Origin of the sequence: Mycobacterium sp. VKM Ac-1816D (genome assembly GCF_000416385.1) — a bacterium.
Classification (GTDB): domain Bacteria; phylum Actinomycetota; class Actinomycetes; order Mycobacteriales; family Mycobacteriaceae; genus Mycobacterium; species Mycobacterium neoaurum_A.
Genome location: NZ_AOHQ01000138.1, coordinates 251,863 through 265,778, shown reverse-complemented (window position 1 = coordinate 265,778; position 13,916 = coordinate 251,863). Strand labels below are relative to the sequence as shown.

Genomic DNA, 13,916 nt, shown 5'->3' with positions numbered 1-13,916 from the left:
CCTGCTGGCCGGCTGTAGCGACAGCGACGACCGGCTGGCCGATGCCACCGACGGGTTCGCCGATGCACTCAGCCGCGGTGACGCCACCGCGGCAGCAGCGCTGACCACCGATGCCGCAGCTGCCTCGGGCACCCTGGACGCGCTCTACGCCAGCCTGGGCACCGATGTCCGTTTCGCGGTCTCCGAGGTGCGACGCGAGGAGGACAAAGCGACCTTCACGCTGGCGGCCACCTGGAAGTTCGGGCCGCAGAAGACGACCGAGTGGACCTACACCACGACCGGGTCGGCCGCCGCCGAGGGCGATGACTGGAAGGTCCGCTGGGATGCGGCGACCGTCGCGCCCGGTCTGGACAAGGGCCCGCTGTCCTTCGGCACGCTGGCCCCACAGCCGGCGGCCAGGGTGCTCGATCGCACCGGTGCCGACCTGCTCACCCAGCACATCGTCACCCTCGTCGACGTCGCCCCCGGCGCCGATGTCAACGCCGTTGCGGCACTGGTCAATCCGATCGCGCCGACCGTCACTCCGGAGTGGCTCGGCGGGGAACTGGCCAAGGGGGCGCCCGTCACCGCCGTCACACTGCGCGATGAGGACCTCGCCCCTATCCGGGACCAACTGGCCGCGCTGCCGGAGGTGACCCTGCGCCCGCAGACCCGGCTGCTGGCCACCGACCGCGCACTGACCTCGCCGACCCTGTCCGGATTGTCCGAGCTGTGGCAGCAGCGCACCGACGAGGCCGCCGGCTGGGCGGTGTCCGCGCAGACCCCCACCGGACCCACCCGTGTCGGTGGGCAGGACCCCGGCTCCGTCGGCGATATCGCCAGCACACTCGATATCGGCATGCAGCTGGCCGGGGAGACGGCCCTTGCATCGCTGACCACGCCCGCGGCCATTGTGGCAATCCAGCCGTCGACCGGCAATCTGCTCGCCGTCGCGCAGAACGCGCCCGCCGACGCGCAGGGCCCGATCGCGCTGACCGGGCTGTACCCGCCGGGATCGACCTTCAAGACCGTCACGGTCTCGGCCGCCCTGCAGGCCGGGCAGGTCACCCCGGACAGCGTCGTGGGCTGCCCGGGCACCGAGAACATCGAGGGCCGCCAGATCCCCAATGACGACAATTTCGATCTCGGCGAGGTGCCGCTGCACACCGCGTTCGCGCGGTCCTGCAACACCACGATGGGCAGGCTCGCGGTCAACCTGCCGCCCGACGGGCTGACCAAGGCCGCCGCCCAACTGGGTCTCGGCATCGATTTCGTCGCACCCGGCATGACTACGGTGACCGGTTCGGTGCCGGCGGCGGACACCTCGGCGCTGCGCGTCGAGGAGGGCATCGGCCAGGGCAAGGTCACCGCCTCGCCGTTCGGGATGGCGCTGGTGGCCGCGACGCTGGCGAAGGGATCGGTGCCCGCCCCGACCATCGTGCAGGGGTCCCCGGGTGTGCCCGACCGCACGCCCGAACCGTTACCGCCGTCGGTCGACGAGCAGGTGCGGGCGATGATGCGCGAAACCATCACCGGTGGCACCGCGACGGCGCTGCAGGACATCCCTGATCTGCTCGGCAAGACCGGGACCGCCGAATATATCGACGACACCCATGCGCACGGCTGGTTCGTCGGCATCCGCGGTGACCTGGCGCTGGCGGTGTTCGTCAGCGATGCGGGGAGTTCGGCGCCCGCGGTCGAAGCGGCGGGCACGTTCCTGCGCGCCGTGCCCTAGCTAGTCCCAGTCGTCGCGACGGTGGCCGGCCCGCGGGCGGGTGCGGTGCTCGGTGCGTCGCTCGTCGTCGGTGCTGCGATAGCGGACCCGTGACACCGGGTGATGTGCCCCCTCGGTGGCGGCGCGACGCGGCGGCTCCGGATAGTCCGGGTACTCCGGATAGCGGTCCTCGGGGCGAGGCGGCCGGTAGCCGGGCTGGTAATCGGCGTACGGGCTGTCGTACTCGCGGCGGCGGCGCGGGCGCTCGTAGGGATCTGGGGTGTCTTCGGCGCGGGTGCGGCTCGGTGGCGGCGTGCGGCGGGGCTGACGGGGTTCGCGTGGATCGCGTGCGGCCGCATCACGGGTCCGGCGTGCGCGCCGCGGCGGGTCCGCACGCAGTTCCTCGTCGGGACGGGGACGGCCATAACGCTCCCGGGTGGCGGCACGTTCGCGGCGGTCGGCCGCGGCGGCCGAGGCCGCGATATCCGACTCCGGCGGCCGGTTGTGCCGGGCGCGCGACGGCTGGCCGGTGCGGGTGCGGCGGGGCTCTTGGGCGGCACGGGCGGCGGTCTCGCGGGGTCGCCGCGATCGGCGAGCGGGGCGCGGTTGCGCCTCGGCATCGGGATCCGGCGAGCGGCGCAGCCGTCGGGCGACACGCTCGGCCAGATCGGGGCCGTCGGAACCAGTGGACTCGGAGACCTCGGCGGAATCTGCGCTCTGCTTGTCCAGGTACCAGCGCGCCCCGCCGATCGCCAGCACCGCCACCGAGGTGAAGAACATCAGTGGGAAGCGCTCGATCAGGGGGTAACCGCAGTTGATCAGGACGTCCTTGAGGCCGCTGATCTGGCCGCTGTGCATCAGGAAGTACGCAGACGGTACCGAGATGAACAGGATCAGCGGGGGCTGGATGACCGTGGCGAAGATGCCGGAGCGACGCACCAGCAGAACCGCCGCCAGGCAGCCCAACACATAGAACGTGGCGAACACCGCACCGAGCTCGCCGGCGCCGGCGCCGGCGTGGTAGGCGAAGCCGACCAGGGTTGCCGTGACGGCCACCAGAACAGCGCCCCACCAGGGCAGCAGTCCCGATGGCCAGCCCGGGATGCGGGGGAGGACGGCGCGGTGGGACACCGACTCCGTCGGCTCGGGCTGACCTGACACATGTTGACCGTACCGGCTGACGCTGGGTGGGCGCTGCCAGCACGCGCTGGCGAGCCTGTCACACCCTCTAGACTCTGGAGTCCGTGAGCTTGAACCTCGGAATCGTCGGACTCCCCAATGTCGGCAAGTCGACCCTTTTCAACGCGCTGACGCGGAACGACGTGTTGGCCGCGAACTACCCGTTCGCGACCATCGAACCCAACGAGGGTGTGGTGGCGCTGCCCGACCCGCGGTTGGACAAGCTCGCCGAGATCTTCGGCTCGGAGAAGACCGTGCCGGCACCGGTGACGTTCGTCGACATCGCCGGCATCGTCAAGGGCGCTTCCGAGGGGGCCGGGCTGGGCAACAAGTTCCTGGCCAACATCCGCGAGTGCGATGCCATCTGCCAGGTGGTGCGAGCCTTCGCCGATGACGATGTGGTGCACGTCGACGGTCGGGTGGATCCGCGCTCGGATATCGAGGTCATCGAGACCGAACTGATCCTGGCCGATATGCAGACATTGGAGAAGGCCGTCCCGCGGCTGGAGAAGGAAGCCCGCAACAACAAGGACCGCAAACCGCTGCTCGACGCCGCGGTGGCCGCCCAGGCGGTGCTCGATTCGGGCAAGACCCTGTTCTCGGCGGGGGCGGATGCCACGGTCCTTCGCGAACTGAACCTGATGACCACAAAACCGTTCCTCTACGTGTTCAACGCCGACGAGTCGGTGCTCACCGACGAGGCCAAGAAGGCCGAGCTGCGTGAGTTGGTGGCCCCGGCCGATGCGGTGTTCCTGGATGCCAAGATCGAGTCCGAGCTGATCGAGCTAGACGACGAGTCGGCGGCCGAGTTGCTGGAGTCCATCGGCCAGACCGAGCCCGGGCTGGATGCGTTGGCGCGGGCCGGTTTCCACACCCTGAACCTGCAGACCTACCTGACGGCGGGGCCGAAAGAGGCCCGCGCGTGGACGATTCACCGCGGCGACACCGCGCCGAAGGCGGCCGGGGTGATCCACACCGATTTCGAGAAGGGCTTCATCAAGGCCGAGGTGGTGTCCTTCGATGATCTGGTCGAGGCCGGATCGATGGCCGCGGCCAAGGCCGCGGGCAAGGTGCGTATGGAGGGCAAGGACTACGTGATGGCCGACGGGGACGTCGTGGAGTTCCGTTTCAACGTGTGAGCCCGGCCAGCGAGGCGATCTGCCATTCGCAATGTTCCGCTGACAGCGTCACAACGCCTATCTATCCATGGTGGAGCTGTCAGCGGAACATTGCGGGCGGGTCGGCCTCTGGTAGACGGTCGAGTTCCGGTTCAACGTCTAGGGCTCGGTAGTACATTGGCGGCCGTGAGTGCGGATTGGCGTATCGATCGTGTCGAGCTGCTCCGGTCTCTGATCAACCAGGCCGAACCCGATGTCGTCGAAGAGGTCAAGTGGCGCAAGCCGTCCAACCCCGACGGTGTGCCCACGTTCTCCCTCGACGGCGTGATCTGCACCGTGGAGACCTATAAGGACAAGGTCAAGTTGACCTTCGCCACGGGCGCGTCGGTGAACGATCCGGACCACCTGTTCAACGCCAGTCTCGACGCGTCGGTCCGTCGCGCCATTGATCTGCGCGAAGACGATCGACTGGACACCGAGGCCTTCAAGGCCCTGATTCGCGAGGCTGTGCGAGCCAACCGCGGTTAGCCCAGGGGAGGGGATGTGATGTCCCAGTTCGGACCAAGGTGTACGTATAGCGCGGGCTGGGACTGGCGATGATCGTCTGGCTCAACGGTACTCACGGTGTCGGTAAGACGACGACCAGCCCGCTCGTCCAACAACTGATTGCCGGGTCGCGGGTCTTCGACGCGGAGATGATCGGCGAGGTGCTCATGAACATCCAGCCCGGTTTACCCGAGACGGACAACTTCCAGCATTGGCCGCCGTGGCGTCCGCTGGTGGTCGAGACCGCCCGCCGACTCGTCGAATACACCGGCTGCCCGTTGGTGGTGCCGATGACGGTGTTGGTGGAGCAGTATTGGCGCGAGATCAGTCAGGGCCTGGCGCACTATGGCGTGCCGGTGCGGCATTTCGTACTGCATGCGGACCAGGACACGCTGCGTGCGAGGATCAATGAGGATCTCGTCATGGGGCCTTCGGAGTTCCGTCTGGACTATCTGGACGCCTATGCGGAGGCAGCCAGAACGTGGCTGCACGACGAGGCGGAGGTCATCGACACCGCACACGCGGCGCCGGCCGAGGTCGCCCGACAGATAGTGGACGCGCTGAACGGTTGAGATACGCGCGTGGCCCAGCTCATTCAGCGGCGACCCTGCACGGCAGCGCTTTCGGGGCGGTGATGCAGCGGGTCCAGATACCGGTGGGGTCCCGTCTCGGCCGCTAGCCGATCGCAATGTTCCGCTGACAGCTCCGTGACGCCTATATATCCACGGCTAAGCTGTCAGCCGAACATTGCGTGCACGCAGACGACACGATGGAGGTGTGTGCGGTGAGTCACCGCATCAAACGCGCAGCAGCGACGGATCTGGAAGCGGCGGCCGCCACCCTGGCCGCGGCCTTCGATTCTTATCCGTGGACCAGGTGGTCGATTCCGCAGGACGGCTACGCCGAACGCCTCGAGCGACTGCAGCGGCTGTACCTGGAGTTCGCACTCCAGCACGGCATCGTGCTGGTCGCCGACGAGGTGCGCGGCGTGCTGGCGCTGCTGCCGCCCGATGCGCCCGAACCGCCGCCGGACTTCCAGCAGCAGGTCGCCGATCTGCACGGTGATCGACTGGAAGTGCTTGGCCAGGTGGACATCCCGGCCCAACCCGAGAACGCATGGAACCTGGCCACCCTCGGTGTACACCCGGACAGCCAGGGCCGGGGCCTGGGTGGCGCGCTGGTCGAGGCCGGGCTGGCGGCGGTGAGCGCGGTCGACGCCGCCGCAGGCACGGCGTTGGAGACGTCGGATGAACGCAACGTCCGCCTCTACGAGCGGTCGGGGTTCGCCGTCACCGCCACGACATCGATACCCGATGGGCCGGTGGTGTATTCGATGTTCCGGCCCGCTGCGCACTGAGTCTTACCGATCTCTCGGCGCGTAGCGCAGGAGGATCGTGCCGCCGGGAAACACCCGATGCTCCAGCAGTTGCAACGGCATCCACGATGGCAGCATCGGGAAGAACGAAGTGCCGCCGCCGACCGCGGTGGGGGCGATGACCATTCGGTACTCGTCCACCAGCCCCGCCCGCACGAGCGGTGCCGCCAACGTCGCGCCGGCCACTTCGAGTTGACCGTCGGTGTCGGCCTTGAGTCGCCGCACCACCTCGACCGGGTCGCCACGTTCCAGCCGGGAGTTCCACGCGACGGATTCCAAGGTGGAGGAGAACACGACCTTCGGCATGGTGCACCACACCCCGGCGAAGTCGGCGGCGATCGGGTCGGCATCGGCCGACTCGCGGACGGCCGGCCAGTAGTCGGCCATCAGTTCATAGATTCGTCGGCCGTAGAACGACATGGCGGTGTTGCGTTCGAAGTCGTTCCAGTACTGGTGCAGTTCGTCGCTCGGATCACTCCAGTCGATGTTCCCGTGCGCGTCGGCGATATAGCCGTCCACCGATGTGGTGAACCCGTAGATGAGTGTGCCCATACAGATCAGACTCGACCACGACGCAAATCTGAGCGCGTACGACGCGTGTTCACGGCGAGTCGTCGACGACGGCCCCGAAGCCCGGGCCGAGGAACCGGCGCACCATCTCCTTCTCGGCGTCCGGGTCGGGCACCGGCCAGTGCCACAGGGCCAGGAACGAACGGATCAACCACTGTGTGGCCAGCGGGTCGGGTGTGCTCAGCCCGACCATTTCGGCTGCGAATCGCGACACAACCGGCGATCCGGTGATCCACTCGTCGCCGGACACCGTGACCATCGAGCGCATGATGCCGGCCAAGGGGTCGGCGCGCATCCGGCGCAGCGCGACGAGCGTGGCGGTGACGACTCTTTCCTGGCCGGTCAGATCGGCGATGGCAGAGCGGACCGCGTCGAGGATGCGCTCGGCTTGCCTGGTGAGCACGGCATCGCGGAGCGCCGCCTTGCCGCCGGTGTGGCGGTAGACCGTCGCCGGTGAGCAGTGCACCGCCGCCGCCACGGCGTCGACGCTGAAATGCTCGTACCCGTGCCGGGACAACAGTTCGGCAGCCGCGGTGTAGATGCGTTCGGCGGCCTCGTCGCGGCGGTCGCGGCCGAGCAACCAGTCGCCGGATGCGGTCGTCCGGGTCACCCCAGTGCGCGAAGCCATCCAGAACACTTATCACCATGAGAGGAAACCGCGGGGAATTCTCACCGAACACGCAGGTCCCTCGGCTCGCGTGAGAATCGGTGCGCCGACCCTGCTCCGCGCGGGTTATCGCCTTTGTCGCGCACCGTTGACCAGCTACTTCTCCGACGTTCACGCTGGGCGGATGACCTTCTCAGCGGATGCCGCCGAGATCTTCGGCACCGACGCCCTGCACGATCCCTATCCGCACTACGCCCGAATGCGCGGGCGCGCCCCCGTGCAGCGCATCGGAGATTCGACCTTCTACGCGGTCTGTGGGTGGGATGCCGTGGTCGAGGCCGTCGCTCGCGTCGAGGACTTCTCCTCCAACCTGACGGCCACCATGGTCTATCACGACGACGGCCGCGTCACCCCGTTCGACATGGGTCCCTTGGGTGGCCCGATGCATGCCCTGGCGACCGCGGATGACCCCGCTCACGATGTGCACCGCACGCTGCTCCTGCCGCACCTGTCGGCGCGGCGAATCCGCGTCATCGAACAGTTCGCCGAAGCGACCGCCGGTCGACTCTATGAAGACGGCCAGTGCGGTGGCCGGATCGAATGGATGAGCATGGTCGCCAACCGGCTGCCGATGATGGTTGTCGCCCGCTTGCTCGGGTTGGCCGACGGCGATGTCGACACCCTCATCAGGTTGGGTTATGTCACCACGACATTGCTCGACGGCATCGTCGACGCGGAGCAACTGGAGGCCGCGGGCGTGGCGGCCGTGCAGCTCTCCGGGTATGTCTTGGACCATTTCACCAGGGCCGCAGACGGTCGCGCGCCCGGGCTCGTCGCGGACCTCGCCGCCCGCTGTGCGGCCGGGGAATTGGAACAGTTTCCGGCGCTGACGATCATGATCACGTTGTTCAGCGCGGCCGGTGAATCCACGGCCTCGATACTGGGCAGCGCAGCGTGGATTCTGGCGACGCACAGCGCCGTTCAACGACAGGTCCGCGACAACCCGGAGCTGCTCGGTGCGTTCATCGAAGAGGTGCTGCGCTACGAATCACCGTTCCGCGGCCACTACCGACATGTGCGCAGGGACACCGAGCTGGCCGGGGTGCACCTGCCCGCGGACTCGCGTCTGCTGCTGATGTGGGGAGCGGCGAATCGCGACCCGCAGCACTTCGACGATCCCGACGTGTTCCGACTTGATCGTCGAGAGATGAAGGGACACATCGCGTTCGGTAAGGGCGCCCACTTCTGCGTTGGCGCCGCGCTGGCCCGTCTGGAGGCCAGGATCGTGCTGCGGATGCTGCTGGAGCGCACGGCCTGGATCGACGCCGCCGAGGTGGGCGCGTGGCTGCCGAGCATCCTGGTGCGCAGGCTCGATCACCTGACCCTGGCGGTGCGCTGAGCGACCGTTCGATCAGCGCGGGGTGAGCCGGAAGATCGGGATCGTCCGCCCCTCCGGGGCGGTCTTTTCCCGGTAATCGTCATAGCCGGCGTACACCCGGCCGGCCAGACCGAAGAGTCGGTCGTACTCGTCGGGGTCGGTCACCTGGGAGGCGGTGAAGGGTTCCATACCGAACTCGCAGTCCGGGTTGGCCTTCAGGTTGTAGTACCACTGGGGATGCTTGGCGCCGCCGTAATTGGACGCCAACAGGATGACGTCCGGGCCGTCGTTGAAGTAGGTCAACTGCACCTGACGGCGTTTGCCGGACTTGGCGCCGGTGGTCACCAGCGGGGCGTTGATGATGGGGCCCATGTTGATGCGACCGCGGGTCAACCGGAAGAGATACGGGTCGGTGCGCCGGGCGATGTGCCTGGCGATGAACTGCCCAATCGGCGAGCGCCCGAAGCGCACACTGGCGTGGTACTTGGAACCTCGGGGCCTCTCGGGATCCACATGGCGCAACGGCATGTACTGCACCGTACGCGTAGGTTCTCGGTGGCATCAGCAGGCTGCGCAACTCCTGCGCATTGCGTACCGCGCGACCGCTGAGATCATTGTCGAAGTACGCCAGTACATCTCGCCCCGCCGTGCCATGGGCACCGGTTATCCGCCAAACCGGCCGCCAGTCGCCGCGCGAGGTGGACAATCGACGCATGCCGATCCACGTCGACGCCGACAATTTCGTCCGGGCCGAAACCCACCGGATGTTCCGCGACAATCAGGCCGTTGCCGGCGGTGTCGGGCGGTTCCGGCACAACCGGACACCGGCACGCATCGAGGAGCAGACCGTCATCCGGCTCAATCGCGACACGCTGTACAGCTTCGCGGTGGTCGACCTTGCCGAGGCCGTGCGGCTGACGCTGCCGGATGCCGGCGAGCGGTATCTGTCGGCGATGATCGTCAACGAGGACCACTACGTCAATCGCGTCCTGCACCAGCCCGGTGAGCATGTGCTGACCGCCCAAGAGTTCGGCTCCCGCTACGCATTCGTCGCAGTCCGGATCTTGGTCGACCCCACCAGCACCGACGACGTCGCGGCGGTCGCGCAGCTGCAGGACGCGCTGCGGCTGGTCGGTGACGCACAGCAGCCGTTCGTCATGCCCGATTACGACACCGCCGGGCTGGACGCCACCCGTGACGCGCTGCTGGCGCTGGCCGCCGGGTTGCGCAACTTCGATCGAACCTTCGGCACCCGGGACGAGGTGGACCCGGTGCGCCACCTGATCGGCTGCGCCGCCGGCTGGGGCGGTCTGCCGACCAGCGAGGCGGCCTATATCGGGGTCGACCCGAAACTGCCTGCGGGGCAGTATCAACTCGTGTTCGCCGACGTGCCGGTCGACGCGTTCTGGTCGGTGTCGGTGTACAACGCCAAGGGCTTTTTCGAACCCAACGCTGCGGGCCTGTATTCGGTCAACAGCGTGACCGGTGTGCGGGGGACGGACGGTTCGGTGACGGTGCGGTTCGTGCCCTCGGCCGACGGCGAGCTGCCGCCGAACGCGATCATCGTCCCGGACGGCTGGAATTACCTCATCCGGTTGTACCGGCCGCGTCCGCAGATCCTCGACGGGAGCTGGGCCGCACCGGAACTCACGATGATCTAGTCGACCCGCACCGCAATCTCGTCGCCGAGCGCATAGCCCGGCGCCAGCCGCAGGGTGTCCCCGCTCCAGAATTTGCCGGGGTCGAAGTAGTTCTCCCGTTTTTCGGTGGTCAGCAGACCCATCTCTTCATAGGTGATGGCCACCGTCTCCGCGCAGTAGGCCGTCTCCAACCCGGCCGACCTGCGCTGGACCTTGTCGCGCTCGGCCGATTGGCGGACCTTGCGGTGGATGACCGGCAGACCGCGGGTGAAATCGCTGACGATCGGCAGCCGGCCCCGCAGCCACCGGCCGGTCAACCGCGCCGTCGAGGGAAAGGCGGTGCCGTCCATCCGGGCGATCACCTTGAGCATCCGGTCCTCCTGTGTCCGGTCGGCCGGCGGTGTCAGCTGGCGCAACCAGGCCTTCTGCCCGTATTCGTGGACCCAGCGTTCGACGACTTCACGGGCGTCGTTGAGTTGCACACCGCGGTGGTGGGTGCCGGTCCACAGGTCGAGCAGCTTCTGACCGAGTTCGGCGTGCCAGATCAGCGGCGGCAGATCGTCGATGGCCACCGTCATCCCGACATGGTTGACCGGCGCGTTGGTCAACGCCTGGATGGCCCGGTCAGGGCCCGAACCACCCCGGAACAGCCAGATGTCTCCGGTGCGGGTCTCCTGCAGCGCGCGGGTCAGATCCACCGTGTGTGCGTCCACCCGGGCAGCTTAGGCACAATCGCAGCATGCGAAGCATCTGGAAGTGGGTCGGACTCGCCGGTGTCGCCGGTGTGGTGGCCGGTGGCGTGCTGGTGGCCAGGGATCAGCGGATCCGCCGCTCGTACACACCCGCGGACATCCGGGCCCGCCTGCACCAGCGCCTGGAAGAGGCCGAGAAGCCCTGATCGGCGGGCTCGCCAGGATTCAGGTTTCAGGAGAGCTCGGTGAGCGCGCGGTCGAGCATGTCGACGTAGAAGTCCGCGCCCGCGGTGTCGATGCACAGCGGCGGCTTGGTCTTCAGGATGTTCTGATGGTCGCCGGTCGGCTGGATCACCACCCCGAGTTCCAGCATCCGTTCGCAGATCGCCATCGTCTCCTCGGTGGCGGGTTCCAGGGTCACCGGGTCGCGGACCATCTCCACACCGAGGTACAGACCCATCCCGTGCACGGTGCCGATGATCGGATGCTTGGCGGCCAACGCCTCCAGCCGCGACTTCAGATACCCGCCGGTGCGCAACGCGTTCTCCTGCAGACCCTCATCACGCAGCGTGTCGAGCACCGCGAGCCCGATCGCACATGACAGCGGACTGCCGCCGGTGGAGGAGAAGAAGTACCCCTGTGAGCGGAAACCCTCGGCGATGGCGCGGGTGGTGATGACCGCGCCCAGCGGATAGCCGTTGCCGGTCGCCTTGGCCACCGACACGATATCGGGCACGACCTGTTGTTGCGGGAAGCCCCAGAACCACTGTCCGAGACGGCCGTAACCGACCTGGACCTCGTCGGCGATGGCGACGCCGCCTGCCGCGCGCACCGCGCCGTACACCTGCTCGAGATAGCCGTCGGGAAGCGCCATCCCGCCGGCATTGCCGTACACCGGTTCGCAGATGAACCCCGCGGGCGGTCGCCCGGCGGCCGTCATCTGTTCGATCTGGGCCACGGCCTCCTCGGCGTACCGATATGCCTGCGCGCCGCGGTACTTGCCGCGGAAGCTGTTCGGGGATTCGACGGTGTGCACCCAGTCCGGCCGGGTGGACAGCGCGTTGGGGTTGTCCGCGGTGGAGGTCGACACCGCGTCGGTGGCATAGGTCCACCCGTGATACGCCTCGCGGACCGCCACCACATCGCGGCGTCCGGTCACGGCCATCGCCAGTCGGATCGCGAGATCGCTTGCCTCCGAACCGGAATTGACGAGGAACACGGTGTCCAGCTGCTCGGGCAGGGTCGCCGCGATCCGTTCACTGAATTCGACGACGGCCTCGTAGTTGAATCGGGAGTTGGTGTTCAGTCTGCGCAGCTGCCGCGATGCGGCGTCGGCGACCCGGGGGTGCGCGTGTCCGAGCACCGCGACGTTGTTGACCATGTCCAGGTAGATCCGGCCCGCGGTGGACATCAGGTAGTGCCGGTGGCCGCGTTCGATCCGCGGCGGGTTGCGGTAGTAACGCTCCTGCACCGAGGCGAAACTGTCGTCACGGCGATCCAGCAGATCACGCTGGGGCGGCTCGTGCAGGGGCTCGAGACCCAAAACGGTTCGGGGGTCGCATGACAACGCCAACCAGCCCGGTGCGAGCTCGGCGGTGCAGAATGCCGGCGCGACGGGCGCGCCTGCCGGACGGACCGCCAGCTGCGTCCAGCGGTCGGCCCCGAGCACCCCGAGGTGCTCGCCGGCGCGCATATGCCCCGGTGCCGCGCTCGACCCCATACCCGTGAGGGTCAATTCGAAGTCGATGCCGCGCAACGTGATCCGGTCGTCGGTTCGGTCGATGACCTCACCGTCCCACGGCGCGAGCACCCGGATCGTCGTCGCCGACCACAGCGAGATACCGGTCTCGACAACCTGCGGACTGTCGGGCGACAGCAGCGGGGCCAGGCCCAGCCGGGGTTTGCCGAACCGGGTGAGCACCAACGCGCCGCCCGCGCGCACCGCCTCGGCGGCCAGTTCGTCGGCGTCATCGAGAGTGTCCGACAGATCCAGCGTCACCACGGTGTCCGGGTCCAGATCCGCGATCAGCCGGTTGTCGATCTCCGGCCGGACGGGCGGCTCGGCCAGCCCGAGCTCACTGAGGATCAATGCCGTCATGACATCGGTAGGCACCGATGTCGCGGTATCGAACATCCGCCATTCGTCCTCGGACTGTTCGGTGATGTAGCTGTTGTCCGGATCCAGTACGCCCTGCTGGGCGCCGCTGACGATGAGCACGGCGGTCCGCAACACCAGCAGCGGCCACAGCGCCCGCGCCTCGGCGGGCCGCAGCGGTCGGATCGCGTGAAAGGCCTTGACACCGGGCAGAATCGACGTCGCATCGGCGCCGGGATGTCCGAGCACCGAGGACAAGGTGATGGCAATCTCCGACACCGCCCAGCTGCGGGAGAGATCCCCGAAATCGATGACACCGTCGGGAATGCCCGACGGGCCCGCTATTACGTTGGCGTCGGTGAGGTCCAGATGCACCGCCTGCTGCGGCAACTCGTCGGCAACGGCGGAGATGCGTTCCCAGGCCTCGTGTGCGGCCGAGGCGACCTCGTCCCGTCGGTCGGCGACGTGGGTGATCAGCTCGTCGACCACGCAGCCGCCGTACCGCAGATCCCACTGCAGGATCCGGTCCAGCCCGGGGTGGGTGAAGTCGGCGAGTGCCACGCTGACGCGTCCGGCGATATCGCCGAGTGCGGCCACCACCGCGGGCGACAGATAACCGCGGGCATTGAGGGTCCCACCCGACAGGTAGGGCAGCAGCCTGATCTGGCCCGCGCCCGAATCGGGGTCTGCGACCGCGAACTTCTGTCCGTCGGTGGTGTCCAGAGGCACCGCCACCCGCAGGTCGGGCTCGGCGTGGGCGATCAGCGCGGCCGCGACGTCCTGGGCGACGAGTTCGGCTTCGGTGAACGCCGGATTGGCGATCTTGAGCACCGCCACCGGGACGTCTTCCTCGATGACGGTGAAGTTGCAGTCCTGCTGACTGCCCAGCGATCGCACCGTCTTGCGCAGCGCGTAATGCGTTGCCAGCAGCTCGGTGGCCTGGTCCTCGGTGAGCTGGGGTGCGGGCAGGGCGGGCTGCTCCAGGAAGTTAAAGCCCGAACAGCCCGCGCCGGCGGAGGTCAT

General features: G+C 67.9%; 14 protein-coding genes. 8 read left to right on the top strand and 6 right to left on the bottom strand.

The window, feature by feature from the left end:
- Position 1 precedes the first annotated feature (1 nt).
- Complete coding sequence (locus tag G154_RS18075) at positions 2 to 1,714, top strand: penicillin-binding transpeptidase domain-containing protein (RefSeq protein ID WP_234713101.1); 1,713 nt, start codon at positions 2 to 4, stop codon at positions 1,712 to 1,714.
- Here G154_RS18075 and G154_RS18070 read toward each other — a convergent pair whose 3' ends face one another.
- Complete coding sequence (locus G154_RS18070; RefSeq protein ID WP_023986158.1) at positions 1,715 to 2,854, bottom strand: DUF6542 domain-containing protein; 1,140 nt, start codon at positions 2,852 to 2,854, stop codon at positions 1,715 to 1,717. It abuts the gene before it with no gap.
- A gap of 83 nt (positions 2,855 to 2,937) precedes the next feature.
- On the opposite strand from G154_RS18070, the gene ychF reads away from it, so the two are divergent.
- The 4 genes from ychF (at position 2,938) to G154_RS18050 (ending at position 5,893) form a co-directional block, all read left to right on the top strand.
- A complete protein-coding gene (gene ychF / locus G154_RS18065; RefSeq protein ID WP_019511848.1) occupies positions 2,938 to 4,011 on the top strand; it encodes a redox-regulated ATPase YchF in 1,074 nt (357 codons plus the stop codon).
- A 165-nt stretch (positions 4,012 to 4,176) separates the two neighbouring features.
- A complete protein-coding gene (locus tag G154_RS18060; RefSeq protein ID WP_019511849.1) occupies positions 4,177 to 4,518 on the top strand; it encodes a DUF1801 domain-containing protein in 342 nt (113 codons plus the stop codon).
- Between the two features lie 68 nt (positions 4,519 to 4,586).
- A complete protein-coding gene (locus G154_RS18055) occupies positions 4,587 to 5,108 on the top strand; it encodes an AAA family ATPase (protein ID WP_019511850.1) in 522 nt (173 codons plus the stop codon).
- A 212-nt stretch (positions 5,109 to 5,320) separates the two neighbouring features.
- Positions 5,321 to 5,893, top strand: coding sequence for a GNAT family N-acetyltransferase (locus G154_RS18050; protein ID WP_023986157.1), 573 nt, complete (start codon positions 5,321 to 5,323; stop codon positions 5,891 to 5,893).
- A gap of 3 nt (positions 5,894 to 5,896) precedes the next feature.
- Here G154_RS18050 and G154_RS18045 read toward each other — a convergent pair whose 3' ends face one another.
- Both G154_RS18045 and G154_RS18040 read right to left on the bottom strand, forming a co-directional pair.
- Complete coding sequence (locus G154_RS18045) at positions 5,897 to 6,463, bottom strand: dihydrofolate reductase family protein (RefSeq protein WP_019511852.1); 567 nt, start codon at positions 6,461 to 6,463, stop codon at positions 5,897 to 5,899.
- Positions 6,464 to 6,512: 49 nt separating this feature from the next.
- A complete protein-coding gene (locus tag G154_RS18040; RefSeq protein WP_031601652.1) occupies positions 6,513 to 7,109 on the bottom strand; it encodes a TetR/AcrR family transcriptional regulator in 597 nt (198 codons plus the stop codon).
- A gap of 163 nt (positions 7,110 to 7,272) precedes the next feature.
- Here G154_RS18040 and G154_RS18035 point away from each other — a divergent pair, with 163 nt between their 5' ends.
- The gene (locus G154_RS18035; RefSeq protein WP_019511854.1) at positions 7,273 to 8,487 is read left to right on the top strand and encodes a cytochrome P450; all 1,215 of its coding nucleotides are present in this window, start codon (positions 7,273 to 7,275) and stop codon (positions 8,485 to 8,487) included.
- A gap of 12 nt (positions 8,488 to 8,499) precedes the next feature.
- Here the strand turns inward: G154_RS18035 and G154_RS18030 are convergent, their stop codons facing one another.
- The gene (locus G154_RS18030; RefSeq protein ID WP_019511855.1) at positions 8,500 to 8,994 is read right to left on the bottom strand and encodes a nitroreductase family deazaflavin-dependent oxidoreductase; all 495 of its coding nucleotides are present in this window, start codon (positions 8,992 to 8,994) and stop codon (positions 8,500 to 8,502) included.
- A gap of 185 nt (positions 8,995 to 9,179) precedes the next feature.
- Between G154_RS18030 and G154_RS18025 the strand changes: the two genes are divergently transcribed.
- Positions 9,180 to 10,127 carry a DUF1214 domain-containing protein gene (locus G154_RS18025; RefSeq protein WP_019511856.1) on the top strand — a complete coding sequence of 316 codons (948 nt, stop codon included), beginning with the start codon at positions 9,180 to 9,182 and terminating at the stop codon, positions 10,125 to 10,127.
- On the opposite strand, the gene G154_RS18020 is transcribed toward G154_RS18025, so the two are convergent.
- A complete protein-coding gene (locus tag G154_RS18020; RefSeq protein WP_019511857.1) occupies positions 10,124 to 10,819 on the bottom strand; it encodes a hypothetical protein in 696 nt (231 codons plus the stop codon). The genes G154_RS18025 and G154_RS18020 overlap by 4 nt on opposite strands.
- Before the next feature lie 26 nt (positions 10,820 to 10,845).
- Here G154_RS18020 and G154_RS26545 point away from each other — a divergent pair, with 26 nt between their 5' ends.
- On the top strand, positions 10,846 to 11,004 hold the full coding sequence (locus G154_RS26545; RefSeq protein WP_019511858.1) for a hypothetical protein: 159 nt from the start codon (positions 10,846 to 10,848) through the stop codon (positions 11,002 to 11,004).
- A gap of 26 nt (positions 11,005 to 11,030) precedes the next feature.
- Here G154_RS26545 and G154_RS18015 read toward each other — a convergent pair whose 3' ends face one another.
- A complete protein-coding gene (locus G154_RS18015) occupies positions 11,031 to 13,916 on the bottom strand; it encodes an aminotransferase (protein ID WP_019511859.1) in 2,886 nt (961 codons plus the stop codon).

Bases quoted from the DNA above. Each gene is read 5' to 3' on its own strand.
- G154_RS18015 (WP_019511859.1), bottom strand. From the start codon at position 13,916: ATGACCTCCGCCGGCGCGGGCTGTTCGGGCTTTAACTTCCTGGAGCAG.
- G154_RS18045 (WP_019511852.1), bottom strand. From the start codon at position 6,463: ATGGGCACACTCATCTACGGGTTCACCACATCGGTGGACGGCTATATC.
- G154_RS18055 (WP_019511850.1), top strand. From the start codon at position 4,587: ATGATCGTCTGGCTCAACGGTACTCACGGTGTCGGTAAGACGACGACC.
- G154_RS18025 (WP_019511856.1), top strand. From the start codon at position 9,180: ATGCCGATCCACGTCGACGCCGACAATTTCGTCCGGGCCGAAACCCAC.
- G154_RS18040 (WP_031601652.1), bottom strand. From the start codon at position 7,109: ATGGCTTCGCGCACTGGGGTGACCCGGACGACCGCATCCGGCGACTGG.
- G154_RS18035 (WP_019511854.1), top strand. From the start codon at position 7,273: ATGACCTTCTCAGCGGATGCCGCCGAGATCTTCGGCACCGACGCCCTG.
- G154_RS18030 (WP_019511855.1), bottom strand. From the start codon at position 8,994: ATGCCGTTGCGCCATGTGGATCCCGAGAGGCCCCGAGGTTCCAAGTAC.
- G154_RS26545 (WP_019511858.1), top strand. From the start codon at position 10,846: ATGCGAAGCATCTGGAAGTGGGTCGGACTCGCCGGTGTCGCCGGTGTG.